Below are 26,282 nucleotides of genomic sequence, written 5' to 3'. Positions count from 1 at the left end.
GGTCAACTGCTGAGTGTCGAAATAATATAGGGTGAATTAATAGTTGGCGCTCTTTGGATGGCAACTAAGGCTTGATAAACCATTGCGGCTACTTCGGCCCTTGTGGCTTCCCTGGTTGGCGCTAGCTGTTTCGGCTCTGGATAGTTGACAACAATTCTTTGTTGTGTTGCTGTGACCACGGCTTTGCGAGCATATTCAGGAATATTATTACTATCAGTGTAAGTGAGGAGGTTATTGCTATCAACTGTCGCTAGGGCTAGTCCGTTGACTAGAGAAACGATGACCTGTAGCCTCTGCACATTTTGGTCGGGGCGAAAGGTGCGATCGCTAAATCCACTGACAAACCCCCCACTAGCGGCGATTTGTAAAGCTTTGTATGCCCAAAAATTCTTGGGAACGTCTACAAAATCCGTAGCCGGGCGTTTAGGAGGGGGATTAAACGCTACCGCCACCATCGCTGCATATTGGGCGCGAGTCATCGGTTTATTGGGTTGATAGCTACCGTCAGCGAAACCGTTGGTAATCCCCATGCTGGCTAAACCGCGAATAAATGGTTCCGCCCAATGTCCTGTTAAGTCGGTGAAAGAGGGGACATCAACTTCCGCGCTAACAATATATGGTGAAGCGATCGCTTTTTCTTGTCCACTCGCCACCAAAGCTTGATAAATTAACGCTGCAATCTCGGCGCGGGTGATATCACGCAACGGTTCTAACCTATCGGTTTGGGGATAGTTCACCACCAGACTCTTTTGGGTAGCGATGGTGAGAGGATTTACGGCATAACTAGGGATTTGGGCGCGATCGCGGTATATATTCAACACATTCGGGCTACCTCCGCTTAGTTTTAAACCATTGACAATAGAAACGATGGCTTGCACTTTGCTTAAGTTCTGCGCGGGGCGAAATGTCCCATCAGGAAAACCACTGATAAATCCCATCTGGGCGGCTTTGGTAATAGCTGCTGTTGCCCAAAAATCCGCCTTGATATCGGCGAATTTAGGCGGCTGGTTATTTGTAGGTAACTGAAAGGCTTTAGCAATTACCGCCGCATACTGGGCGCGGGTGATGGGTGCATCGGGGGCGAATGTGCCATCAGGGAAACCGCTCAGGAAACCCTTCTTCACTAATGCTTCCACAAAAGCGCCTGCCCAATGCCCAGGTAAGTCAGTAAAATTAGTGTTAGCGACAGGATTTTCTATCGTCGCCGCCGAAAATTCCACCCTTCCCTTGACTTGGGTGGGGTTCAACTGATTACCTACAGAAATTAATTGCTGTGTTGTGGAATTTTGAATATCAAACTCGCCATTATTACTAAAAATATTACCAGCCGCATCTTGAGCGCTACCCAAATCAGGGACAGCGTTTTCATTGACTAACAAGCCGCCTTGGGTATTTTTGAAGATAAAGTTATTGCGGAGGACAGGACGGGCGTTGCGCGAGAGAGCGATCGCCGTCCGATTTTCGGATAATTTATTATTGGCAATTAAAGGTGCAGCAAAGTCGCTAATAACTATACCCAAAGGATTCTTTTGGAAGATATTCCGCAACACTTCCCCTTTAGAGTTGCGAGCCATAAATAAACCACTAGCAGTATTCTGCACAAACACATTATCTAAAATCGCAGGTTTAGCAGTACCGCTAATAAATACACCTTCTCGACCACAATTAGTAAAAGTATTGTTAGCTACACTAGGGGCTGTAGATTCAATCCAAACACCAGAACCCTTAGCTATAGGATTTGTAACAGTCACACCCCGCAGACTAGCTTTGTTGAGTAAAATTAAAGTAACATTTTGTAAACTAAAACTGGGACTTTGATAATCTCCACCTCCAGAAATCAAAATCCCTGCACCTTTGTTAGCTTCGTTACCTAGCACAATGACCCCTTCCGGGATTACCAGGGGAAAAACTTCTTGATTAGCAGTATTATAAGTTCCCGCCGCTAGCTGGATAATTGCCGGGGGACTCACTTTTAACCCACGGGTGAGGGTTTTAAACGGACTTTGCCGTGAACCTGTATTGGCATCATTCCCATTTACGGGATTAACATAGACTGTAGTAACAGGCGTATTGTTTACCATTAATGATTGAGCAGCAATTTTGGAAATTACGTACATCATAGGACAACACTACTTATAGCAAATCGGAACTCCTATATTCGCGGTTTTGCCAGAAAATCGGGAAGATAGTATAAATCGGTGTGAATCTTTCTCCCGCAAAGGTTATGTAAGTGCTGTATGTATAGATGGCGAGTAATATTTTATGACTGTTGGGGTTAACACCAGCTTGCTTAGTAACTAACCCCGACTATAAAGAAGAAGTTCTCAAAAATCGCAACGATTTTATGAAAAGCCTGGGTTTCCGCACTTTAATAGGACTTACGCAACTGGCAGATTTTTTCTGTAGGGTGTGTGAGGAGCGAAAATATTTGAACGTAGTCATGAGACTTGTAGCGTCACACACCAACCACCAATTGTGACACTTGCGTAAGTCCTGTGGATGTGTTGCTGAGATTTTGGGAAGGCTATGCCTGGATTTGGAACTGCGAGGGGTCAGGATGAGCCGTAACACACCACATTTCTTTATATGGCAGTCTTCATAATTAGGGGCGATCGCTTAAGTAATTTTGCCGGAACAAAGGACAAAATTTTCAGTCATTAAGCAAGTACATATTAAATCTTTAATACTTAACCAAAAACCTAAAGGTAACAAATCACAATTATTTCACCACAATATTGCTCATTTTAGGCAGTTAACTATCTGATTTGGTGATAGTAAAATTTTACTCATTTATCTACTATCATTATAATTTATACATCTTTCCGCCTTAAGTTACTGATTTTAATTGAGCTTATTTTCTGAGCCATTCAGTTAAATCTGATTGACTTGATTTTAGTAAGCAAATATATTCACCTCAACAAACATCAGCTTTTTATGATGATTTTAAGGTGTCATTTTCTGCTGTGAGCCTTTGTGTAACGGGTATTTACACTAAACTTTAATAATTTGTGAACTTAAAAAATCTGCAATTAATATATTGACAGCAAACTTAATCTATGGATACATGATGATTTAAAAGCTGAAAATGTAACAAGATTTTAATTTAATTAAATCAGATATATATAATACAATTTTGGTTCCCAAAGAAAATATGATTTATATAAATTATTTTAGTCCATTTTTCTGGAACTCTCTGCAAGGGATTTGAATCTAATAGTGTTAAATACACTAAAGTCAGGTGCGTAATGACTAAGCAAAACTTCAAAAAAACATCTATTAATTTTGTTCCAGCGTTTCTAGCTGCTGCCACATTAATTACAGCTTCAGTAGGCCCCGCCCTTGCTAGCGATAAAGTTCAAATCTTAGGCGCAGAATATGGCGGTAATGGTTGTCCTGATGGATCTGCTAGCGTTAGCGTCAGTCCTGATGGGCAAGAGCTAACTATTCTATTTGATAAGTTTGTAGCTGAGGGAAATAAGGCAGCAGAAAGGCGTAAAAGCTGTAACATGAGCATTCCTATTAAGGTTCCTCAAGGCTTTCAAATCTCCCTCTACGATGCTGATTATCGAGGCTATGTAGCTCCCTCTACAACTGGCAGACTCAGAGCAGAATACTTCTTTGCAGGTCAGCGTGGCCCTGTTTTTTCTAGAACATTTAGAGGTGAAACAGACTACAACGTCCGAGACGAATTAGCAACTGTGGCTGATGTCTGGTCACGCTGTGGTGACAGCGTAAATATGCGGGTCAATGCAGCGATGACTGCTAGTGGTCAAGGGATGGCTACTGTTGACTCTTTTGACCTTTCCCACCGTGGTTTGGTTTACCACATCAAATATCGCCAGTGCCGATAGGTCATTTCAAAGCGAGGAGTTAACAAACTCTTCGCTTTGAAGATATAGCAGTAGCCACATAGGTTAGGATATGGATAAATCATACAGGACTTACGCAACTGACACTTGGGGTAGGGTGCGTCAGATGAGAAAAATCTTTGAATATGTACGAAATTATTGGGGCTGACGCACCCTACAGTTAGTTTGATTATGACACTTGCGTAAGTCCTATCATAAAATCCTTAGAAAAAGCAGCGATTGATTGCCTGTTAAGAGTCCTCTGCTATACATAAGAAGGGGCGTACAACTGGTTGTACGCCCCTTCTTAATTACCTATTTCTCTAATTAGAAGCGGTAGCCGACACCAGTTTGCAAGCTCACCGCATCGGCATTACTATTGCGGTAAGCATCAATACCCCACTTAGCATCACCATAGATGACGATGTTTTTCGCAACTTCAGATTCAGCCCCAAGGGTAACTACAGGTGCATTCTGGTTGCCTAATTGGCTAGCTTTGCCTTCATCTGTTTGGAAAGAGTAACCACCACCTAGATAGAGGTTAGTGTTTTTAGCAATAGGTGCGTCATAGGTCAAGATAGGCATAATTGCTGTTGAGTCTCCACCAAACAAAGCTGCACCACGAATAGAGACAGGTGTATTGGTGATGGCGTAGCGCCCTTGAACATTTCCACCGAATGTTGCAGCATCATTTTGTCTTCCGCCATTAGTAACTCCAGCACTAATACCTGCACCAACATAACTACCTGTCAGACCGTTTGTCTGAATGTTTTCTGTAGTTTGAGCAGAAGCAACTCCAGCGCTGAAAACTACGGCAGCAACAGCAAATGTAGAGGCAGCAATTTTGGCAAATTTCATATTCTTCTCCCCACCGGGGTTATGTTTTATCTTGGTTTTCTATTACTAGAATCTCTTTTTTTACCCAATGTGAACTCATACATTTAGATCACCTGATAGGGTGATTTTTGACTCACCCTGTTGGTAATGTAAACTATTGAGGTTTATCAACATAAACTCTCAAATTCTACTCATTTATATAGAATGGCAGGCTGGCTGACTGCAAACTTTTATTGCGTTGGCTTTTGGATGTAAGGTCAACAATTTGAATTGAATCAAAATCCAAACAATTCAATCCGCGTTATAGTTTTCGCCTACCTCAAGAAACACAGGTGACAGGTGATAGGTGACAGGTGATAGTCATAATCAAACTAACTGTAGGGTGCGTCAGCCCCAATAATTTCGTACACATTCAAGGATTTTCCTCATCTGACGCACCCTACCCCACATCCATACTCCCAGCCAAGCGCAGGCGTTTCATCTTTTCTTCATGGACAACGATCGCCTACAACATCAATCAACAATCCGATGTTAATGGATGAGATTGCATCTTTCACAGATTATTGGCTAAATTTGCTGGTTAACTTCTCAATTTATCGGTAAAACAGCAGATTTGAGTTGAAAACACAAAATATTGTAAAAAATAATAATGTTTATACATATACCAAAAACAGTTGACACGCATCTATCTTAAGAGATATGCTTTGCATAACCTATGAACCTTGATAGTTGCTTGTTTTCACAATGTTGAAAACAAGCAACTACTGAGTAGGATATTTTTCAGCGTATAGTTTGGTTTTCAAGGAAAGAGCTTTGTGGGTGGGTTAAAAGTAGATTGCAAGCAATCATAATCTTCAGCCTCAGAACTCCGGCTGAAACTGTGATTATTTTGTCAAATTACAAAAGTTTTCCATTTGCTGAAATTGTGATTTAGAAAATTTTTGTCATCTGAGGGAATAGTAGGGTTTTCAACGATGATTTGGGTAATGACTAGAGTGATCGCAGCCTCACTAGGGTAACTAATTTACATTACTCAAAGCTTTCCAGAAACACATGAAAAAACTCCTATCCAGTGAGGCTTTCACCGCATTAAGTGAAATGTATTTCTGCGATGTTTTGCACTTTGCACCGTCGTGCTAGTTGGAGGCTTTCAAGACACACTTGCCCACAGCCTGATTCAATCTAGTTAAGGATTAATAAATGTTCAAAAAATTTGAGTACAAATGTCATGATCCGGGTTTAATTCCAGCCTGGAAAATGCTTGCTTTCGCAGCTTTGATATCGGTCTTGATGATGTTCCCAGTGCAATCTGTACAAGCAGCACCAGCAGAAAGCGTCGTGGAAAATCCACAACCAGCAGAAAGCCCCCCGGAGATTTCCAAACCATCACAAGGCTTTGTCAAAAATCCCCCATCGTTGGGATTTCGCAAGAAAGTCACCCCAGCTAGTACACCCTCAGATGAACCACTAGCGGCGAAAGAAACCAATGTAGAGAAACAGTTCGATCTTGATGTTGACTATACTGTCGGCAAGCTCTTGAATCCAGCAAAACTAAGAGTAAATCCAACAGATCCAGAGTCTCTAGAATTGGTTTATGACAAAGTGCGTTTGCGTAGCTATGTTGACCCCAACGCCAAAAAGAAGAGTCCTGATGTGACCCCAACCTATGTAGCCCCAACCATTGAGGTCAAACCAGGTGACACTGTTCGTATTAGCCTGAACAATAAACTTAAGATCGATCCTAGTTGCACAGATTCAGAACACGATATCAATAAACCCCATTGCTTCAACGGCACAAATTTGCATTCCCACGGTTTATGGATTAGTCCTACTGGTAACAGCGACAACGTGCTGGAGTCCATCAATCCTGGTGTCAATTTTCAATATGAATACAACATCCCGGTTGACCATCCGTCCGGCACTTTTTGGTATCACCCCCATCGACATGGTTCAACTGCGCTCCAAGTATCAAGCGGTATGGTTGGTGCTTTGATTGTACGCGGCGATCGCTTGCCTACCCCAAACAAAAACGGCGACATCGACACCTTGTTGGAAAAAGAAGACGGACAGCCCATAACAGAGCGCATCTTGGTGCTACAGCAAATCCAATATTACTGTCCCAATTCCAAAAACCTCTGGCAGTGCGACGACAATGACACAGGTGTCATTGAATCCTACAACAATTTTGGTCCAAGTAATTGGAGAGATTCCGGGCGTTACACCAGCATCAATGGGGAGATTATACCCTCCTTCTTGAGCAATTCCGGCAGTATTGAGCGGTGGCGGATGATTCATGGGGGTCTGCGCGACACTATCACTTTGGAGTTTCGCAAGTTGCGAGACCAGGGTTTGCAAGACTCAGATTTTTCAGAGGACGATCCGAAGGTCGTCCTGCGGAAAATTCTCCAAAGATTGAAACCTCAAGGTCAGGAAAGTTATATCAGTAAGATTAACACCTATATCGAAAATGAATGTACAGGCAAGACCTTGCCATACCACGTCATAGCTGATGACGGACTGACCAGATCCCAGGCAAGGAAAACCAAATCGACGACCTTACAGCCAGGCTACCGTAGTGATGCGCTGGTGGTTTTCCCCGAACCAGGTCTTTACTGCGTGATCGATGCCCCTGTCTCAGGTGCGGGAAGCGTTACCCGGAAGGCAGAGGGCCGCGGACTGTTGGGTATAGTTCATGTCCGCCCCGGAGAGCAAGTGTCTGATATTCCCGATTATCTCAAGACGCAACTTGTTGCTGCCGCCAAACGCACCATGCCGCAGGAGGTTCAGGACAAGGTTGTGTCCGATCTCAAAGATGGGCTGAAACTCTCTTCCTTCACTCCCCATCCTGACATCAAAGATGAAGAGGTCACTGGGATGCAGGAACTGGCTTTCTTCATTGACACAACCTCTCCCTCAGCCACCGAGTTCGAGGTCAGCAACGGTATAGGTGGTCATTTTCAACCCAAGCCTTACGATCCTCATCGTATCGACCGGGTGCTGACGCTAGGTGATGTCGATGAATGGACTTTGCAGTCGTACTTCGCTGGCCATCCGTTCCACATCCATGTCAACCCTTTCCAGATTGTTAAAATTCTCGACCCGAATGGTAAGGATGTCAGTTTGCCAAATGTGGTTGACGACGCAGGCTGCTTTGATAAAGACAAGAAACCTATAGATGGATGCAACGCAGATCCAGAATATCAAGGGTTGAGCGGTGTCTGGAAAGACACCCTCTGGATAAAAACCTTACTTCCATTTCCCCAAGGTGACAAAAGACAGCCAGAAAAAGGGCTTTATACAATTGTCCTACGCACCCGTTACCAGCGTTATATCGGCGAATTTGTGTTGCATTGTCATATCCTCGACCATGAAGACCAAGGTATGATGCAAAATGTCAATATTGTTCTGCCAATTGGTGCGGGCAGAAACAGTCACACTTGCCATTAAATGGTGGTTTCACAGCCGATTATGTGTAGATTGTCTTCGTGAATTGCTGTGAGTTTCTCCAGAAAGTCTACCCAATCATTGAGTTTTTCCAGCAACATCTACATTAGTAGTATTTGCTACTTAATTTAACAGACATCTTTACAGAAGAATCTCCAATCTAGATACTGTCTAGGTAAAAGTCTAATTTCTGGAGATGTCTTTTTTTTGCACTTGTACCACTGTCGGTTTTTCCGCATTCCCTATCTGTACTTTTGCGGTCTTTCCAGAATTGGCACTCTCATCAGCTAATACCCTGTGATGTCCAAAAATAAACTTAGTAGCGGGGTACTTGCCAAGGTAACACCTGCTATGACTCCCGTGCAAAATAATATAAACATCATCAATCAGTCTGCATTCATGGATGAAATAAATGTCTTGTGTGAGCCAGTAGCCACTTATCAGCATGATTTAAATCATACTCATGCAATAGGGAATAAACTGTAATCTAACTGATAAAATTTAGGACATCTATGTTTAGCAATGCCAATTTTGCAGATATCCAAAATCATTGGGCAAAAACATCTATCATTGCTGCGGCTGGGCAAAAAATCTTAAGAGGTTATCCTGACGGCACTTTTCGCCCTGCTGCATCGGTTACTCGTGCTGAATTTGCGGCAATTATTTACACAGCTTTTGGACAACAACCATTAGCCCGTCCAGCAATTAGCTTTAAAGATGTTCCGGTTAATCATTGGGCGGCTAAGGCAATAGCAGCAGCATATCAAACAAAGTTTCTATCTGGATATCCCAATGGTTTATTTCAACCAAATGAACCAATCTCGCGTGTGCAAACTTTAACAGCTTTAGCCTCTGGTTTGAATTATCAGCCAACAATCGAGCCAATGAATACTATCAAAAAATATTATGATGATTGGCAACAGATACCTAATTATGCAGTGAAGGCGATCGCAGCCGCCACCGAAAAGGAAATTGTCGTTAATTATCCAAATATTAAACGCTTGCAACCCAATCAAAACGTTACTAGAGGTGAGGTTGCAGCCTTTATTTGTCGCATTCTCAAAATTCCTACTGTACCAATTCAGTATATTTCCGGTATGGAATTATTCCAGATTTCGCCACAATTTGAAGCAGTTGATTATTTTTCTGAAGGATTGGCAAGGGTAAAAAAAGATAACCAATGGGGTTATATCGATAAAACCGGAAAATTTGTCATATCACCACAGTTAAATGAAGCATATCCTTTTGCAGAGGGATTAGCTTTAGTCAAACAAAATATGCAACAGTCACCCTCAATTTAAATTATGGAAATTCGCGGTATTTGGCTGACTACCACAGCTAGCCAAGTGTTTAACTCTAGACGAAACATTGCTGAGGCGATGAACTTTCTCGCCGAAACTGGGTTCAATGTTGTGTTTCCTGTTGTCTGGAATAACGGCTTGACTACTTATCCGAGTCGAGTGATGCAGAATAATTTTGGAGTAGCCATAAATCCGCGATTTCAAGGTAGAGATCCTTTAGCTGAAATAATTAGCGAAGCCAAACGAGTCAATTTAGCGGTTATCCCTTGGTTTGAATATGGCTTTGCTAGTTCTTTTCAAAGAAAAGGTGGCGCAATTATTGAGAAAAAACCAGAATGGGCGGCGCGGGATGCGGCTGGTAATTTATTAAATAAAAATGGTTTTGATTGGTTAAATGCTTTAGATAGCGAAGTGCAAGACTTTTTATTAAGTCTGTTTGTGGAAGTTGTGAAAAACTATGAAATAGCTGGTATTCAAGGTGACGATCGCTTTCCGGCTTTACCCAGTGAAGGGGGTTATGATCAAAAAACTATCGCCCGCTATTCTCAAAAATTTAATCAAAAACCACCAGAAAATTTTCAAGATCCACTATGGTTACAATGGCGGGCTGACATTCTTTCAGATTTTCTCAACCGGTTTTATCGGGAAATAATTAGCATCAATCCTGACTTAATTATTTCCATGTCCCCCAGCCCCTATCCTTGGTCTTATCAAAACTACCTACAAGATTCGCAAACTTGGATTGATTTGGGATTAGTAGATTTAATTCATCCCCAGTTATATCAACGAGAATTTAATTTTTATCAGAGGGATATAGACAGGCTTTTGAGTCAACAATTTAGCAAAGAACAATTACCTCAACTCATTCCAGGCGTTCTGTTGAAATCTGGTACATATACAATTAGTCCAGAACATTTAATTCAGGCATTAAAATATAATCGTTCTGTTGGTCTGCAAGGGGAAATTCTCTTTTTCTATGAAGGTTTACGAGACAATAATAATGCCTTAGCTAATGTTCTCAAATCTAGCGTTTACTCTCAATCTGCCGGGAAATTTGACCAGAAAGACATTAAAAAGAATACTTTTACTCATCGGCGAGTAAATGGAGATTATACTTACATAAATACATCACAGGAAATTAAACTCAAGGTTAAATATGATTGGGCTAGTCCATTTTATCAAGGGATGGCAGCCGTGAAAATGGGTTATAAATGGAGTTATATCGATAACACAGGTAAACTGATTACAGACCGGATGGAATTTGACAGTGCTGAACCTTTTTCTGAAGGAATAGCTCTGGTAAAATTTAAAAATAAATATCGCTATATCGATAAAAGTGGTAAGTTTATATCATCGTGGGAATTTGATGATGCGACATCTTTCTCTTCCGGGATGGCATCTGTGAATATAGCTGGTAAATGGGGATATATTAATCCGCAAGGCATCATGCCAATTTCACCTCAATTTGAAGCTACAAAATTATTCGCGGAGAATTTAGCAGCCGTCAAGGTGGCTAATAAATGGGGATATATTGATAGGGAAGGAAAAATTAATATTCAGTTGATGTTTGATGATGCTGGCAATTTTTCTGAAGGTTTAGCATTTGTTAAACTTGGCAATAAATTCGGTTATATAGATCAGACTGGGAAGTTTATCATAGAACCGATGTTTGATGATGCTGGCAATTTTTCTGAAGGTTTAGCTCCTGCTAAATTAGGCAATAAATGGGGATATATTAATCAGTTTGCTCAGTTTATTATTCCCACAAATTTCGATTTTGCTCAACCTTTTGTTGAAGGGGTAGCATTAGTTAATGTTGGGGGAGAAGTTAAACAAGATACCCAACAGGGAAAAGTAGATTTTACAGGTGGTAAATGGGGATATATCCGCAAACCTTAGAGGATGTTGGAAACGTGATTAGCTCTTGCACTTCCCTTGTGGAAGTCAATGGTGGGCAATGCCCACCCTACTGGAATGGCAATGCTAAAATATTGCATAAATATAACTCTTGTGGTGTGGGCATCCTGCCCGCACCGGACGGGCAAGATGCCCATCCCACAAGAAAAAAATAATGCCACATTTTAGCCTTGCCACGCCAGTAGAGACGTTGCAGGCAACGTCTCTACATTAGTCCTCTGGCAAAAGTTCAAAGTCATAAATAATTAACCGCCGATAAACGCCTTGGTGCAAAATATGATTGACCTAGCTTTTAGTTAAATTTGTATGGCTTTAAACCACTTACTTACGAAAGAATTGATAGTTTGTTTAATTTGATGTTTGCGATTCCATCTTTGAAAGGCTTTTTCATAATCTTCGCCTTTAGTTGGGAATGTATTCCACACATCCAGCCCTAGTACTAAACCGCAGAATAGCAGAAAGTATAAAGACCAAGTTACAGTGCCACCACCGACAAAATCTATCAATAGTAGGAAGCCGTTTACAATGGCATAATTACCAACGCGCTTTTTAAATTTTGTCATGCGGTAGGCATTAAAGGCTTGCCGTTGCCGCAATTCATTGTGTTGCGATCGCCAATCTATTTCTGCTAACTTCAGATTATCTGGTGATATTTGCAACTCAGTAGCAATTTCTAACAATTGCTCATAACTAAACTCTTTATCTTGTTCGTCAGCTTGTCGGGCGATCGCCAGTTGTAAAATGCGCTGTACATCTTCTTGGCTATAAGAACTGAGACTATTAGGTTCAAATGCCGTCATAACCGCTATCTCTTAATATTAATGTGTGTTAGCAATTTGTCGCCCGTCAACTGTGAAACAGTTTAGTCGGTTGTCAGTTGTCAACTATGATACAGTTTGACTAGATTATAGCTACTGCACAACTCTACAATAGCAAATTTAGTCTTTAGTCATTAGTCAATAGTCAATAGTCAATAGTCAATAGTCAATAGTCAATAGTCAATAGTCAATAGTCAATAGTCAATAGTCCTTAGTCAACAGTTCAAACTTATTTTCACTCCCCCATCTCCCTCATCTCCCTCATCTCCCCCCACTCCCCATCTCCCTCATCTCCCCCCACTCCCTCATCTCCCCCCAGTCCCCAGTCCCTACTCCCCTGGCTGACGAAAGGCGTAGATTTCCTTGATGACTTCTACCCAACCATCAGAGACAGATTCTAAAATGCGATCGCCTTTTTCTTTAGTTGCAGTCGTTGCATCACCAATTACACCACTCTTACTAATATCTTTTGTTACCCAAGCCACGGGTAATTTACCTTCCCAACTTAAAAGACTACCTGTGGGTTGCTCTGGAGGATATTCTGCCACAGCTTTGTCTAGTTTTACCTGATCTGGCAAAATCGCCAGCATGATACTAGTTTCCGCATCTCCAGCGTGCATTCCCTGTGTAGCTTCCTTTGGTGTTAACAATTCTTTAGTTATATGGGGTACACGCCAAGTAAATAAGGGAAACACTGCAAAGTCAGCATATTTTACGTGCAAATCTCGCGCCGCCATTTGCATGACTTGGGGTTGTCCCCCGTGGGAGTTCATTAACACTAACTTTCTAAACCCTGCACGGTAAATGCTTTCTCCCACTTCCATTATTATTGCTGTCAGCGTTTCCGTACTTAAGGTAATCGTCCCTGGAAAATGCCAGTGTTCATTAGATTTACCATAATAAAGAGTGGGTAAGGCGTAAGCGGGAATGTTAGTATCCAACTTCGATAAAGCTTTCCCCAACACCCCCACACCAATAGCCGCATCAACAATTAATGGTAAATGGGGGCCATGTTGTTCAATTGCGCCTACTGGCTGGATGATAACGACATTCTCCTTATTTGGCATTTCCTCAATTTCTCTCCAGGTGAGGTAGGGAAAAAATCGTTCTGGGGGAATGAAATTGTGCATTTGGGGATTGGGTATTGGGGACTGGGTATGATTACAATACTATATGAATTTTATTTCAACAGGACTTACGCAACTGGCACAAAAGTAGGGTGCGTCAGATGTGGAAAATCCACAGAATGTGTACGACATATTGGGGCTGACGCACTCTAGAGTTAATTTGATTATGACACTTGCGTAAGTCCTAGAAAATTGAGTTCGTAGTCAGGACTTTAGTCCGCAAAAAAGGACTAAAGTCCTGACTACAAACCTTGATTTATTTATTCCGGTCTAGTTAAAAGAGTTGGTAAAATAATGTTTATTGAAAATTCCAGCAGTTTCTCAAGAGAATCTATTGTCGAACTCTGTAAAAATAGTTTGTTGTTTGCTGTTATCAAGTACAGAAAAAATTACACTTTTAAATCTGCCCCAAAACTGACCACCTGGTAATAAGAAATCTGCAAAGATTTGGGCAACTATCGCTGGGTCATTTTTAAAGACTCCACATCCCCAAGCGCCTAAAATTAAAGCATCGCAGCCCTGGTTTGCGGCTAAACTCAAAAGTTTTGATGTCCGGCTTATAAGCACTTCAGGTATTTTGGCGCTGAGGTGCGGTTGATTTTTCTGAATCATGCCAGCATTTGGTGCTGGACTGGTGATAAAATCTACAACATAGGGCTGTGCTAATAATTCACCATCATCGTTTTTGAAGACTGGACAACTCGGAGAATAAATCATCCAATCTGAGTACAAAAGCGATCGCTCATGGCGATGAAAATCATAATACTCAGGACATTTCAACTGGCTTTTGTAAAGTGCTGAACTTCTGGCTAAACTTTCTTCCTGAGCCTGCGCTCCTTTGAGAAATCCCCCTCCTGGGTTTTTCGCAGAAGCAAAATTCAAAACACCAACTTGTTGAAATTTCCCGCTCTTGGCTGTGCGTTCGGCTCCCATTAAGGTTGTCTCATTCCTGAGAGCAAATTCAGTTTCTGAAAAACGTGGAAGGCTATTTTGCACCTCAGTTTCAATCTTTGCCAAATTTTCAGGGCTGTAGCACTTTGTTGAATACAAACATTGTTCTAATTCGTGGCTGATATATACTTGATTGCCATCAGCACAAATGTAGCTACCCATGTTAAGAATTTTTAGGGTGTTTTCGGCGATCGCAATTCGTCTCATGGGTGTCGTTTTTGGGCTTCTGGCTAATATGGCTTTTTGCTATATATTACATATAATACAAGAATATCAAGTGTATATGTGTTTTCTCTGATAATTTTCTTTGAAAAACCCTTTCCTAAGCAGCTTCATATATTATTTACTGGTCTGTACTATTTATTTCTATTCCCCAGTCCCTAAAAGGTAAATTCTCAATGGTTGAAGATAACGGTTCAATTCGCACTTTATCAGTTGATATTGGTGGTAGTGGTGTCAAAGCCTTAGTTTTGGATATTACAGGAAATCCTGTGACAGAAAGGGCGCGTGTTGATACACCCCAACCTGCAACGCCAGAGGTTGTCATCAATGCAATTATAGTGCTAGCTGCTGCACAAGGTGAATTTCATCGAGTTTCTGTGGGTTTTCCTGGCGTAGTGCGTGGTGGAGTCACGGAAACGGCGGTAAACTTACATTCAGATTGGATAGGGTTTGATTTAGAAACGGCACTATCGCAACGCTTAAATAAACCTGTACGGGTGATTAATGATGCTGATATGCAAGGCTTTGGTGCGATTAAAGGTAAGGGTGTGGAGTTGGTGATTACTTTGGGAACGGGTTTTGGTTCGGCGTTGTTTGTAGATGGTAAACTAGTGCCGAATATGGAAATGGGACATCATCAGTTTCGCAAGCGGGAAACTTACGAAGAACAACTAGGAAGGGCGGCGTTAGATAGAATTGGTCAAAAGAGATGGAACCGTCGTTTAGAAAAGGCGATCGCATCTTTGCAACGACTATTCAATTATGATTATTTATATATCGGTGGTGGTGAAGCAGTCAAGGTAAATTTTCAGCTACCTTTAAATGTCAAACTCATTCCTAATATTACTGGCTTATTGGGTGGTATTGCTTTGTGGCGAGACGATAAAAGGTAATATGGCAGGAGGCTAATTAAATATAAGTTTGTAGTAAGGACTTTAGTCCTTTCAAACCCAGCAATAGAGCGATAAATCGCTGACTACGAACAACAACTCATTTTATATTTAATCATGTCTACCTACTTAACTATTCACTGTTAATATAGTAAATATTAAGTAGTGGACTGGCAAGGCTAAAATGTTGCATTAATTAACCACAGAGGCACAGAGACACAGAGATAAAAGAGTAATTTTATTGCACAAGTTTAGTCTTGCCACGCCAGTAGGGTGTGTTACGGCTATGTAAGGATTTGAGCATTGGCGAAACTAGGAATTAGCCGTAACGCACCAGCAAATAAGGTGCGTTAAGCGCTGCTTTAACGCACCCTACTGGACTGGCAAGGCTAAAATGTGGCAATAGGTTTGGATAAATTTGAACGCAGATGAACGCAGATGAACGCAGATGAACAAGATGATAGATTTTTCGCTAATGCACAAGTTTAGGCTTGCCACGCCACTACAATTTAAGGTTTACTTTATAAATCATTTCTAACTATTCACTGTTAATATAGAAACTTTAATTTTTCGCATCAAATTTTTGTTTCTCTCTCTGTGTTCTTCGTGCCTCTGTGGTAAAAAATAATTTATTAACCACAGAGTCACAGAGTCAATAATACCCAATCTACTACTTTTTCACTAAAAAGTATGCTGTGGCATACTCAGGTAATTGCCTGATATATTGCCTAAAAGAGTTTTGATTAGGAAAAATCCCTGATAAAAAATCAAGTTGATATAAGTTGGGTAGAAATGCACCGCCTGTATCTGCAATTACTCCCATTTGTAATTGCTTACGCCCACCTTGTGTATGTTCTAACAAAACTATTCTACCTAAACCAATATTTAAAACATCGCCAGCAAATGTCACCCCTGGTTTAATAGATATTTTGGCATCAATCTTATGTCCATAGCCTTTAATTGCATCAACTTGGCGAAAATACCAATAACGCTTTTGTGCTGTTGGCTTTACGCCTCGGATATAAGACATTCCATTATTTCTATCCACATTAAAAAATGCTCTACTACCATCGGTAAAATTTATCAGGATTGTACCTTGCATTAAAGCTTCTTCTAAACCATTGCGGGTTAAATAAGCTAGAGGTTCAACTTTACCAAATTCTTTACCTCCAGGCTCATAGATACCAGATAATACATCTTGTTTTGTATATCTGGTATAGAATTTATCGGCAATATTGTTGTCTTTTAAACTATAGATTGGTGTGTTGAAAGTTGCGGTACGCTTTTTAGCACCTGGATGTGTAAATACAGCATATTTAGTGATTCTCAATTGCTTTTGGACTTGATTTTCTGGGTTATACGCTGTCCATTTAATAACTCGAAAGTTTTGGTTGATAAAATTGGGATTTTGTAATCGAGTAATGCGATTCTTGGCTATATCCTCTCTGAGGACTGTAATCATGAAATCCAGCGTTTTGAGAATATCTGCTGTGGTGACTTTTTGCGTACTCAGCAAGCCAGGACGTAAAATATCTGGGTCGTCTGAAGCGTGTTCTTGGAAGTATTGCCTTGTATTCACAAGAACAGTTAATAAATCTGATTGATTGACATTAACTTTAGCAGTTGGTAGCTGTGATGGAGCTAAGATTTGATCACCATTGACACTAAATTTATATTTTCTCCACTCATCAATAATAGGATAGGTGATAGAGGTTGTGGCTAATTGAGGATTTGAGTTAGGTTGATGCTGATTTCTATTTGGGGAAGAGATTTCAGGCTGAGTAGTTCCTGTTTTTTGCCAAAGATTAGCACTTAGGGGGGCGTTATAAGTAGCAGCTTGAGAAGTGGATGTTTGGAATGTATTAGCTGTTACTTGCTGAGGGAAACTTAAATTTTTATCATCCTGGGGTTTTTGCTCTAGCTGTTTAGCTTGAGAGTAATTATTATAGATACTACTACTAGCTATACCGACAAATGATAACGTGGCAATACCTAGTAAGAGTCTAATTTTCGGGCTGAACAGGATACTCATAAATCGTTAACTAATTCACCATACTAATTTGCTGATGCAGTTTTAAATCAGTTATCAGTTATCAGTTATCAGTTCTGGCGGCTGATGGTGTGGTGTCATAGCGCACCAACGCCTTCCACCAATTGTTGTGGTGTTTACCCCAAGTATTTAACTGATAACTGTTCACTGTTCACTGGTCACTGTTAAAGCATCTGACAGGGCATTAAACCTCTTCCATCTATAGGGAGATCAGCCTAAGATTGCATTATAACCTGCATACTCGTGACTAAACTTTCATTTGTATTCTTTAGTCTTGGTTGAGATGATATCTACTAGCAAATATAAATACTCAGTAATTACAGGAAAATTTAGATTCGTCAGGAATATCTCTCCAGATTCATGAAAAGTTATTTGTATTTTCTCACGATCGCCATCACATATTCTTGTCGGTCAAGCAATTAGTAAGTTATACCAAATAGAATCAAAAGCTACTGTTAGCAATTACACTTGGTAGTTTAATTAACCTCATAGCAAAATACCTAAAAAATAAAATGTTAAGTATCTCTATTAATCAGGATTTACCTCTGTCACCGCGTTTGCTGACAGCCTTACCAGGGCCTAAAGCTAAAGCAATTGTAGAACGCGATCGCGCCGTTACATCCCCCTCTTATACCCGTGACTATCCCTTGGTTGTCGCCCGTGGTCAAGGCTGTATGGTGGAAGATGTGGACGGGAATGTTTTTCTCGATATGACCGCAGGTATCGCCGTTACCGCCACCGGACACGCCCATCCACAAGTAGTCAAAGCGGTTCAGGAACAGTCCACAAGGCTATTACATATGTCGGGGACGGATTTTTATTATGAACCAATGGTGGAATTAGCGGAAAATTTAGCCAGTCGCGCCCCCTTCGTTCACGGTGCGAAAGTCTTCTTTACTAATTCCGGTGCAGAGTCTAACGAAGGAGCAATTAAACTAGCTCGATATTACACCAAGCGATCGCTCATCATCGCTTTTTTAGGCGCATTCCACGGACGCACCTACGGCGCAATGTCCCTCACTGGTTCCAAAACCGTACAGCGTGCGAACTTCGGGCCGTTAGTTCCAGGGGTGACACACATCCCCTATGGTACTCACGCCAGCCTAGATTATTTAGAAAATAATTTATTTAACACAGTTATACCGCCTCACGAAGTCGCCGCCATTGTCGTTGAACCCATCCAAGGCGAAGGCGGTTACATCGTCCCAGAAGATGGATTTTTACAAAGAATACGTAATATCTGCGATCGCTACGGCATACTAATGGTAGTGGATGAAGTACAATCAGGCATGGGACGTACCGGACGCTTATTTGCCATTGAGCATTGGGGAGTCGCACCTGATATAATCACCACAGCCAAAGGTATCGCTAGCGGTTTACCTTTAGGAGCGATTTTATCCCGTCCTGAATTGATGACTTGGCCTCCAGGTTCCCACGCTACCACCTTCGGCGGGAACCCTGTAGCTTGCGCGGCGGGAATTGCAACTCTACAACTACTAGAAAGTGGCTTAATGGATAACGCCACCCAGATGGGCGAATTATTACAGACTGGTTTAACCCAATTACATAAACAATTTCCCAGAATGTCCTTACCCAGAGGTAAAGGCTTGATGGTAGCTGTAGATTTATGCGATGAAGACGGTCATTTTGATCATAAACTGCGCGATCGCATCATTCAAGCAGCCTTCCACCGGGGCTTGTTATTACTAGGTTGCGGTAAAGCCGCCATTCGTTTCTGTCCCCCCTTAGTTATTAAGGGCGAACAAATTCAAACAGCCTTGGATATTCTCGCAGAAATTGTTTAGGAAAGGGGAAAGGATAAGGGGGAAAGGGGAAAGGGGAAAGGATAAGCCTTTGGACTATGGACTATGGACTAATGACTAATGACTAATGACTAATGACTATGAACAAAATTGCACTTAATCTTTTTTCACTACTCTGGCAAGAGTATAGCGCCAGGGTGACTTACGCCCGCACTTATCAACAAATGATTATGGCGGCGGGTGGGACTGTGGCTAATGACCATATCGCGTTGCGATCGCTGCGTATGTCACTTGACCGTCCACAAGGTAAGATAAGTTTAGGAATCGACTATCTTTCCCAAATAGCTGATGCTTTGGGTTATGTTCCGGCGGGAGAATACCATTTTCCCCAAACTCATCTGTATGCGCGTCATTATCGCCATCCCCAACAAGCAGAGTTTGATTTACCCAAGTTATTTATCAGCGAGTTAATAGTAGATGAATTGCCAAATCAGATTATCGAACTCATCTCTCAAACAGTATCGACAATTCCTCAAAACTTTACCTATCCTCTTACTAATTTCTCTCCAGCAGACAACGATGAAATTATAGTCCAAAGACTGCAAAAAGTTTTCACCCGTCCTTGGTTAACTCCTCGCCGTTCTGTTGTGGAAGAAGTTAATCAAGCTAGTCAATATGGCGCTTGGGTGTTGTTACATGGCTATGCTGTCAACCATTTTACAGGTTACGTTAATCGCCATCAAACTCCAGAATATGCAAATATAGATGATACTGCTCTTGGTTTGGCGAATTTAGGCGTACCTATGAAAGCAGAAATTGAAGGTGATATTGCTTGTGGTTTGCGTCAGACAGCAACGCAAGCGGTGAAAGAAATGGTGACAGTTATAGATGATTTTACTGGTGAGGAAATTCAAGTTCCTTGGACTTATGCCTATTATGAAATTGCTCAACGATATCCAGTAGAAATAGCGCCAGGAAAGCAGGAATTATTTGATGCTTTTTTAGGAAATAATGCTCAACAATTATTTGAAATGACTCGTTTATCTAAATAAGGAGAGTGTTTAAATCAGGTATCAGTTATCAGTTATCAGTTATCAGGTATCAGTTATCAGTTATCAGTTATCAGGTATCAAGCGTATAGTAGGCGGATAAAGAAGCGCTAAAATACGCCTTCCACCTGCTGTGGTGTTTCACTTTCATATTGAAGTACGGGCGGGTTTAACGAACTTATCTGTTTTTACCATGAATTACTCAATGAACCCGCCCCTACAACTGTTCACTGTTAAACGAATATGATATCCGCTAAGTATCCATCACAGACCGCCTACGGTAGGCGATCGCAATTTTCCTCTACTGTTTTTCTCAAATATCCTCAAGATTGTGGAATTCACGCAATACTACCAGGGAACATAAAGGAATCATCGCCGTCACTTATACTACAAACCCTGACCTATTAAACTATATGATGAAAAATATACAATTATTTAACAAAGCTTAAAGTTGCTTTATTATATTATTTACCAAGGTGTGAGTTGAGTTGGGGAAATTAATCACAATGGCTACTGCTACCTCTACTATTTCTGAACGCGAGTGCCAGACTACCTGGACACAGCACTTGAATAAGTCATACTACCAAGATGATCAGCAAGTTAAGTTGATGAACTTGCAAGCAGAAGTGGACTCTTTGTTAGAACAATTACAACATCTAAAAGAACAACGTTTAGCAGCAACTAACCAAGAAGAATAGAACTATTTACGGCGATCGCTCTAGTAATTCGTTTTGCGAACAGCACAACTAATCGTGAACTTTTGTGTTTCAGTCTAGCGATCGCACTTAGAAGTTAATAAAAATTCGGTTAGAGCATTATAAACAAATTTAACATCAACTGACAAGCCTATTACATGGGGGTGAAGAAAATTTTTCACCCCCATCGTTTTGGGGGAGTGGGGGAGTACTCTTAAGGGCAGGTTTTTCATAAAGTAATCAGTGAGGACTATAAGATTCAGTAAATTATCAGACTTTCATCTACCCCTACACCCCTACACCCTTATACCCCTACACCCTAAAATCAGTGTTTTTGGGTCGAAGTGTAAAAAACCTGCCCTTGAAAGAAGGGGGAAGGGGGAAGGGGAAGGGGAAAGGGGAAGGGGAAAAGGAAAAAGCCTTTAATCCCTGTCAACTGTCAACTGTTAACTGCCCTCTTGACTTGAGATTCTAAAATCGCTCCATAGAGGGGGCTGGTTTGCATTAGTTCCTCATGAGTACCTTGGGCTACTAATTGTCCTTTATCTATGAGCAAAATTCGGTCGGCATTTTTGACTGTGGTAATACGTTGAGCTACAACAAAAGTTACACAAGCTTTGCGGCGCATCATCTCATCTAATGCGGCTTGAATTTCGGTAGCAGTTTTGGCATCTACGGCTGAGGTACTGTCATCCAAAATCAGAATACTGTAATCGGTGAGTAAAGTCCGGGCGATCGCTACTCTTTGCTTTTGTCCACCAGATAAACCTACGCCACGCTCACCCACAATTGTCTCATAGCCATCGGGTAGACTGGCGATAAAATCATGAATTTGGGCGGTTTTGGCTACTTCAATTACCTGTTCTAGCGGTGCATCAGGTTTGGCATAGGCGATATTCTCCCGAATAGTACCGGAGAATAATGTAGTTTCCTGAAAGACGATGCCAATGTGTCTTCTCAAACTTTTCAAGGTAAAATCGCGCACATCTCGCCCATCAATGCGGACTGCTCCCTTAGTGACATCATAAAAGCGGGGAATCAAGTTCATAATTGTACTTTTCCCCGAACCTGTCATTCCCAAAACCGCGATTAGTTCCTTGGGCTTGGTTTCAAAAGATACATCTTTTAGGGCTTCTGTAGTTGCGCCTGGATAACGAAAGGAGACATTTTCAAATGTGATTCGGCCGCCACAAGTATCAAAGGCGATCGCATCAGCACGTTCTCGGATATCAACTGTAGCATCTACCACCTCATAAACCCTTGTTGCCGAAACTGCTGCGCCTGCGATCGCTGGTGCAGCAAAGCCAATCAGCAAAATCGGCTGGAAAATCAACACCAAGTAGGAATTAAACGCCACTAATTCGCCAATGGAAAACCTATTATTAACAACTAACGCTCCTCCATAGGCAAACACCGCCAATGTTACCAAATTACTCAGCAAAAAGATAAAAGGGAATGTATTACGGATAGCAAGAATTGTTTTCATGTTTGCCGTAACTAATTCATTATTGAGGCTGGTATAACGGGATTTTTCTACTGATTCCCGCACGAAGGCTTTGACTACCCTAATACCAATCAGATTTTCTTGCAAGACTGCATTAAGATTACTAAGTTGTTCTTGTACTTGTCGGAAGAATTTGCTGTTACGTATGACAAATCGCGTCATCAACCAAGCGGTAATCGGTACTGCTGTCAGGGAAATTAAAGCCAGTCGCCAATTCATGACCAGCAAAAGTATAGCGATTACTACTAATGTGAGGATTCCACCGATGACTTGAATCAAGCTAGTACCAATAAAAGTGCGGATTTGCTCAATATCACTGGTGACGCGGGTTAATAATTGTGAAGTCTGTGCTTGATCGTGATAACTAAAACTCAAATTTTGAATCTTGCTGAAAATCTTGTTGCGTAAGTCATAAGCCACGCCTTGAGAAACTGATTCTGCTAAATAACTCTGACCAAAGTTAAACACACCGCGAGCGATCGCGGCAACTACCATCCATGCAGCACTGTATATAACTATTTGTAAATCTCGCTTGACAATACCCTGATCTATTCCCCAGCGAAATAATTGGGGAGTAAGCGCATTGGCAATTGTCAATAGCAGTACACTCATCAAAGCCCCCAGCGAAATTAATCTGTAGTTCCTTAAACTCTCCAGCACACGCCAGATTGCTTGTGTTGACGTTTCCTGGGGTTCTGATTTGACAACCACTGGAATTTCTCCCTGATGTGTTTGAAAAATTATCTCTTACATAGGAGTATGAGAGCTTAAACAGTAATACACAATAAGCAAAAAGTAATAAGTATTAATTAAATTTGGTCATTTTTGCAGCACCAAAATACATTAAACCCATGAAAATCAAGGTATAGTAGGGGACAGGTAACAGGGGACAGGGGACAGCTTTAAAAGCTTCTGTAGATAAAGATTTTACGATTTATCAATGTCCTAATCCATGTGGCTACTGCTATAATTACGATATGCTTGGCTTAGTCGGTAATAGGTCATAGGTAATAAATAATTGTTTTCTACCATTACCAATGACCAATTACCAATGACCAATTACCAATGACCAATTACCAATTACCAATTATCGCCACAGTCTTTTCTTCTTGATGAACAGTAATCTTTCCTAGCCCAAACCTTTCAATAACTGCGGCGTTAGTTGTTAAATGTGTACTCACCTCAGCCACTTTATACTGACTTTCTCCTGAAGCTAACACCGCAGGTAATAATAATTGATCTGCCAAATGTTCATCGACTGGTGCGCCAGTTTGGTGAAATTGTAATAGTTGTTCGCAAGCAATCTCTGCTACCTTTTCTGATGATAACCGCAAACGTCCAAAGCCACCAAATCCCGTCAAACTATTGCGATACTCAGCAGTTAAAAAAATCCCTGCACCAGGGGCTACACCCTTCTCGCGCAGTGCTTGCACATATACCCTTAACCCGGCGGCGCGGAGCAAATTCTCAGCACGGCTGGCCATGCGTTGGGGAATATGGGCGGGTAATTCTGTCGCCACTGCTAGCCCCCGCACCCGCTTTAACTCTCCCCTTTCCAATAAGCGGAGTCCGGTGAGTTGACATCCTCCCTTCACCTGCAAATTTACTACCCCCCCACCTCTGGGATACCAGCCCCAAGCCCCCAACTTGACTTGGGCGGTGATACCCATGCGGCGTAACATTGGCAGATATACTTGCTCAATGTAGGTCATTGTCGGGCTAAAGATGACATGAGTTCCACCTAGTAGGGTAATCTGAGAATCACCCTGGGCTAAGGCTAAAGGTAAGAGAATTGTCTGCAAAACTAGAGTAATAGCTCCAGCCGATCCCCCTGGCTGCGCTTCCGTGACATCAAAACTATAGGTTCCAGCTTGCACCGCACCACCGGGAATAAATTCCAGCATCGTTGAACCCAAAGCATCACCCTGCAATTGACCATGACAAATTGTCGCCGCCGCACGTACTGCTGTTAAATGTTGTGCGGCTAACCCTGGCTTTTTGCGTCCAGCGCGGATACCTGTAATGCGTATGGGTTCACCTGTGATAGCGGCTAAACTAAGGGAAGTACGGAGAACTTGTCCACCTCCCTCACCGTAGGAACCATCAATTTCAATTGTCATTGGTCAATAGTCAATAGTCATTAGTCAATAGTCCATAGTCAATAGTCCATAGTCAATAGTCCATAGTCAATAGTCCATAGTCAATAGTCCATAGTCAATAGTCCATAGTCAATAGTCCATAGTCAATAGTCCATAGTCAATAGTCCATAGTTACTCTCCCCCTACTCCCTCATCTCCCCCTACTCCCTCATCTCCCTCATCTCCCCCTACTCCCTCATCTCCCTCATCTTTGCCTGTCCCCTGTCCCCTGTCCCCTGTCCCCTATGCCCTCTAATACTTTACTTTTGCCTGGATTCATTAACCCATAAGGGTCTACTATTTCTTTGAATTTTAACTGCTCAGGGTCGATAACTTTTCTACCGCCATCTTCAATAATATATGTGTGGGGATTAGCTATAAATACTCCTTTGGCTTCATGATAACGGATAATTTCATTGAGGCGTTCTTCTGTGGAGTAGCGGACAAGCTGTAAAGCCGCAGGTACTACTGCACCGTTGACGCGAATGAACTCTAAATGAATCATGACTTCATCACCAAAGTAATGATATAAGTCTGCTACTAACTGCAAGCTTTGGTCAGCAGGAAACATACTTTGCAAATATGTGATGGCGGTATCGACGTTGCGGGCGTGTAATGTGGTATGATTCCAAGTAAATTCTGCTAAGTTTAAGCCTTTACCTGCTTCTTTGGCTGGTTTTTGGTAGGTGATTTTTCCGCCGTATTGCTCGACTAACCCAGGTAATAATTCTAGGCTGGGTTCGGCAAGGATGAGGAAGGCTGGATGAGTTCCGGCGGGGATGTATGGCTGTAGGGGTGGGAAGTATTGGGGAATTGGTGATGCAAAGATGGTGACTAATTTTTTCATCATACCATCGGCATTGGCTAGGCTTTGTCCAAATTTGGCGGCGGTGATGAAGTCGTCAAAGGTGACTATGACTTCTGCCCAAGGATAGGCAGGCCCCAGGGGTATTTCTACTTCAGTGATAATACCGTTGAGGCCCCAAGCGTGGTTAACTTTCTGTACATCGTCGCCACGTAACTCAATAATTCGGGGTGCTTCTTCTAAGGTGACTACTCGCAATCCTAACAGATTACCGCGATCGCCTAACAAACCATATTGGATTGAACCAATGCCACCACTACCACCAGCGACAAAGCCGCCAATGGTGGCTGTGCGGTAAGTTGAAGGAGCCATCCGCATTTCCCAACCAATTTCTCGCGCTTTCTTATCTAATGCTGCTAACTTCACACCAGCTTCTACCCTCGCCACACCGGGTTTAACCCACAGGATTTCTTGTAACTTAGTTGTATCTAAAATTACGCCTCCATGCAGAGGTACACATTGCCCATAGTTTCCCGTACCCGCACCCCGCACAGTGATGGGTATGCGCTGGGCGGCACAAATAGCAGCAACTTTTATCACTTCCGCTTCATTGGCGGGGCGGACTACAATATCACCAACCTTACCCGCTAATTTGGGAACTAGCACCGGGCTAAAGCTGTGATAGTCTTGGGATAATTTGGCTACTTGGTTGGGTTCGGTGATGGTTTCGATGCCTTCTAGGGAAGGGAGGAGGGTATCTAAGTTTGTCATGGGTTAAGTAGGGGATAGGGGACAGGGGATAGGGGATAGCTTTCAAGGGCAGGTTTTTTGAAGAATCAGATGTTAAGATAAATCGTCGTGACACAAAGCAGGTCATGAGCAAAGATTCGGGTTTAAACAGTTGGATTGCGATCGTTAGCCAA

At 41.9% G+C, this 26,282-nt stretch carries 18 protein-coding genes; 9 read left to right on the top strand and 9 right to left on the bottom strand.

Translation table 11 applies throughout. The features are described from left to right. Positions 1–2: 2 nt before the first annotated feature. The gene (locus H6G83_RS04800; RefSeq protein ID WP_190468146.1) at positions 3–2,081 is read right to left on the bottom strand and encodes a DUF1565 domain-containing protein; all 2,079 of its coding nucleotides are present in this window, start codon (positions 2,079–2,081) and stop codon (positions 3–5) included. Between the two features lie 1,164 nt (positions 2,082–3,245). Here H6G83_RS04800 and H6G83_RS04795 point away from each other — a divergent pair. Further along, a complete protein-coding gene (locus H6G83_RS04795) occupies positions 3,246–3,851 on the top strand; it encodes a DUF4360 domain-containing protein (RefSeq protein ID WP_190467772.1) in 606 nt (201 codons plus the stop codon). Between the two features lie 324 nt (positions 3,852–4,175). On the opposite strand, the gene H6G83_RS04790 is transcribed toward H6G83_RS04795, so the two are convergent. Continuing rightward, positions 4,176–4,706: an outer membrane beta-barrel protein gene (locus tag H6G83_RS04790; RefSeq protein ID WP_190467768.1), complete on the bottom strand. Its 531-nt coding sequence runs from the start codon at positions 4,704–4,706 to the stop codon at positions 4,176–4,178. Between the two features lie 332 nt (positions 4,707–5,038). On the opposite strand from H6G83_RS04790, the gene H6G83_RS04785 reads away from it, so the two are divergent. The 4 genes from H6G83_RS04785 (at position 5,039) to H6G83_RS04775 (ending at position 11,329) form a co-directional block, all read left to right on the top strand. Then, entirely contained in the window at positions 5,039–5,227 is a 189-nt protein-coding gene (locus H6G83_RS04785) for a hypothetical protein (RefSeq protein ID WP_190467764.1), read from the top strand. A gap of 658 nt (positions 5,228–5,885) precedes the next feature. Further along, on the top strand, positions 5,886–8,132 hold the full coding sequence (locus H6G83_RS04780) for a multicopper oxidase family protein (protein ID WP_199328326.1): 2,247 nt from the start codon (positions 5,886–5,888) through the stop codon (positions 8,130–8,132). Between the two features lie 509 nt (positions 8,133–8,641). Next, positions 8,642–9,430, top strand: coding sequence for an S-layer homology domain-containing protein (locus H6G83_RS35145; protein ID WP_242044423.1), 789 nt, complete (start codon positions 8,642–8,644; stop codon positions 9,428–9,430). Positions 9,431–9,433: 3 nt separating this feature from the next. After that, positions 9,434–11,329, top strand: coding sequence for a WG repeat-containing protein (locus H6G83_RS04775; RefSeq protein ID WP_242044421.1), 1,896 nt, complete (start codon positions 9,434–9,436; stop codon positions 11,327–11,329). 314 nt (positions 11,330–11,643) lie between these two features. Here the strand turns inward: H6G83_RS04775 and H6G83_RS04770 are convergent, their stop codons facing one another. From H6G83_RS04770 to H6G83_RS04760, 3 genes are all read right to left on the bottom strand, one after another. Continuing rightward, positions 11,644–12,147, bottom strand: coding sequence for a 2TM domain-containing protein (locus H6G83_RS04770; RefSeq protein WP_190467761.1), 504 nt, complete (start codon positions 12,145–12,147; stop codon positions 11,644–11,646). A 347-nt stretch (positions 12,148–12,494) separates the two neighbouring features. Then, on the bottom strand, positions 12,495–13,295 hold the full coding sequence (locus H6G83_RS04765; protein ID WP_190467757.1) for a creatininase family protein: 801 nt from the start codon (positions 13,293–13,295) through the stop codon (positions 12,495–12,497). 318 nt (positions 13,296–13,613) lie between these two features. After that, positions 13,614–14,450, bottom strand: coding sequence for a TIGR02452 family protein (locus tag H6G83_RS04760; RefSeq protein WP_190467753.1), 837 nt, complete (start codon positions 14,448–14,450; stop codon positions 13,614–13,616). A gap of 191 nt (positions 14,451–14,641) precedes the next feature. Here H6G83_RS04760 and H6G83_RS04755 point away from each other — a divergent pair, with 191 nt between their 5' ends. After that, the gene (locus H6G83_RS04755; protein WP_190467751.1) at positions 14,642–15,358 is read left to right on the top strand and encodes an ROK family protein; all 717 of its coding nucleotides are present in this window, start codon (positions 14,642–14,644) and stop codon (positions 15,356–15,358) included. 667 nt (positions 15,359–16,025) lie between these two features. On the opposite strand, the gene H6G83_RS04750 is transcribed toward H6G83_RS04755, so the two are convergent. Further along, positions 16,026–17,387, bottom strand: a complete 1,362-nt coding sequence (locus H6G83_RS04750; RefSeq protein ID WP_190467748.1) for a hypothetical protein — start codon at positions 17,385–17,387, stop codon at positions 16,026–16,028. 530 nt (positions 17,388–17,917) lie between these two features. Here H6G83_RS04750 and H6G83_RS04745 point away from each other — a divergent pair. The 3 genes from H6G83_RS04745 (at position 17,918) to H6G83_RS04735 (ending at position 20,915) form a co-directional block, all read left to right on the top strand. Continuing rightward, positions 17,918–19,210, top strand: a complete 1,293-nt coding sequence (locus H6G83_RS04745; protein WP_190467745.1) for an acetyl ornithine aminotransferase family protein — start codon at positions 17,918–17,920, stop codon at positions 19,208–19,210. A gap of 98 nt (positions 19,211–19,308) precedes the next feature. Then, the gene (locus H6G83_RS04740) at positions 19,309–20,220 is read left to right on the top strand and encodes a DUF1338 domain-containing protein (RefSeq protein ID WP_190468135.1); all 912 of its coding nucleotides are present in this window, start codon (positions 19,309–19,311) and stop codon (positions 20,218–20,220) included. Between the two features lie 503 nt (positions 20,221–20,723). Continuing rightward, a complete protein-coding gene (locus tag H6G83_RS04735; RefSeq protein WP_190467742.1) occupies positions 20,724–20,915 on the top strand; it encodes a hypothetical protein in 192 nt (63 codons plus the stop codon). 436 nt (positions 20,916–21,351) lie between these two features. Here the strand turns inward: H6G83_RS04735 and H6G83_RS04730 are convergent, their stop codons facing one another. The 3 genes from H6G83_RS04730 to H6G83_RS04720 form a co-directional block, all read right to left on the bottom strand. Then, a complete protein-coding gene (locus H6G83_RS04730; protein WP_190467739.1) occupies positions 21,352–23,127 on the bottom strand; it encodes an ABC transporter ATP-binding protein in 1,776 nt (591 codons plus the stop codon). Positions 23,128–23,489: 362 nt separating this feature from the next. Further along, positions 23,490–24,536, bottom strand: a complete 1,047-nt coding sequence (gene rtcA / locus H6G83_RS04725; RefSeq protein ID WP_190467736.1) for an RNA 3'-terminal phosphate cyclase — start codon at positions 24,534–24,536, stop codon at positions 23,490–23,492. A gap of 223 nt (positions 24,537–24,759) precedes the next feature. Next, positions 24,760–26,130, bottom strand: a complete 1,371-nt coding sequence (locus H6G83_RS04720) for an FAD-binding oxidoreductase (protein WP_190467733.1) — start codon at positions 26,128–26,130, stop codon at positions 24,760–24,762. Positions 26,131–26,282 lie beyond the last annotated feature (152 nt).

It is taken from the genome of Anabaena azotica FACHB-119, from assembly GCF_014697625.1.
GTDB classification, from domain to species: Bacteria; Cyanobacteriota; Cyanobacteriia; order Cyanobacteriales; family Nostocaceae; genus Trichormus; species Trichormus azoticus_A.
This window is presented reverse-complemented; position numbering and strand designations above follow the sequence as displayed.

What these genes read in the sequence shown, in the direction of transcription:
- H6G83_RS04800 (WP_190468146.1), bottom strand. Translation starts at nt 2,081, where the DNA reads ATGGTAAACAATACGCCTGTTACTACAGTCTATGTTAATCCCGTAAAT.
- H6G83_RS04795 (WP_190467772.1), top strand. Translation starts at nt 3,246, where the DNA reads ATGACTAAGCAAAACTTCAAAAAAACATCTATTAATTTTGTTCCAGCG.
- H6G83_RS04790 (WP_190467768.1), bottom strand. Translation starts at nt 4,706, where the DNA reads ATGAAATTTGCCAAAATTGCTGCCTCTACATTTGCTGTTGCTGCCGTA.
- H6G83_RS04780 (WP_199328326.1), top strand. Translation starts at nt 5,886, where the DNA reads ATGTTCAAAAAATTTGAGTACAAATGTCATGATCCGGGTTTAATTCCA.
- H6G83_RS35145 (WP_242044423.1), top strand. Translation starts at nt 8,642, where the DNA reads ATGTTTAGCAATGCCAATTTTGCAGATATCCAAAATCATTGGGCAAAA.
- H6G83_RS04775 (WP_242044421.1), top strand. Translation starts at nt 9,434, where the DNA reads ATGGAAATTCGCGGTATTTGGCTGACTACCACAGCTAGCCAAGTGTTT.
- H6G83_RS04770 (WP_190467761.1), bottom strand. Translation starts at nt 12,147, where the DNA reads ATGACGGCATTTGAACCTAATAGTCTCAGTTCTTATAGCCAAGAAGAT.
- H6G83_RS04765 (WP_190467757.1), bottom strand. Translation starts at nt 13,295, where the DNA reads ATGCACAATTTCATTCCCCCAGAACGATTTTTTCCCTACCTCACCTGG.
- H6G83_RS04760 (WP_190467753.1), bottom strand. Translation starts at nt 14,450, where the DNA reads ATGAGACGAATTGCGATCGCCGAAAACACCCTAAAAATTCTTAACATG.
- H6G83_RS04755 (WP_190467751.1), top strand. Translation starts at nt 14,642, where the DNA reads ATGGTTGAAGATAACGGTTCAATTCGCACTTTATCAGTTGATATTGGT.
- H6G83_RS04750 (WP_190467748.1), bottom strand. Translation starts at nt 17,387, where the DNA reads ATGAGTATCCTGTTCAGCCCGAAAATTAGACTCTTACTAGGTATTGCC.
- H6G83_RS04745 (WP_190467745.1), top strand. Translation starts at nt 17,918, where the DNA reads ATGTTAAGTATCTCTATTAATCAGGATTTACCTCTGTCACCGCGTTTG.
- H6G83_RS04740 (WP_190468135.1), top strand. Translation starts at nt 19,309, where the DNA reads ATGAACAAAATTGCACTTAATCTTTTTTCACTACTCTGGCAAGAGTAT.
- H6G83_RS04735 (WP_190467742.1), top strand. Translation starts at nt 20,724, where the DNA reads ATGGCTACTGCTACCTCTACTATTTCTGAACGCGAGTGCCAGACTACC.
- rtcA (WP_190467736.1), bottom strand. Translation starts at nt 24,536, where the DNA reads ATGACAATTGAAATTGATGGTTCCTACGGTGAGGGAGGTGGACAAGTT.
- H6G83_RS04720 (WP_190467733.1), bottom strand. Translation starts at nt 26,130, where the DNA reads ATGACAAACTTAGATACCCTCCTCCCTTCCCTAGAAGGCATCGAAACC.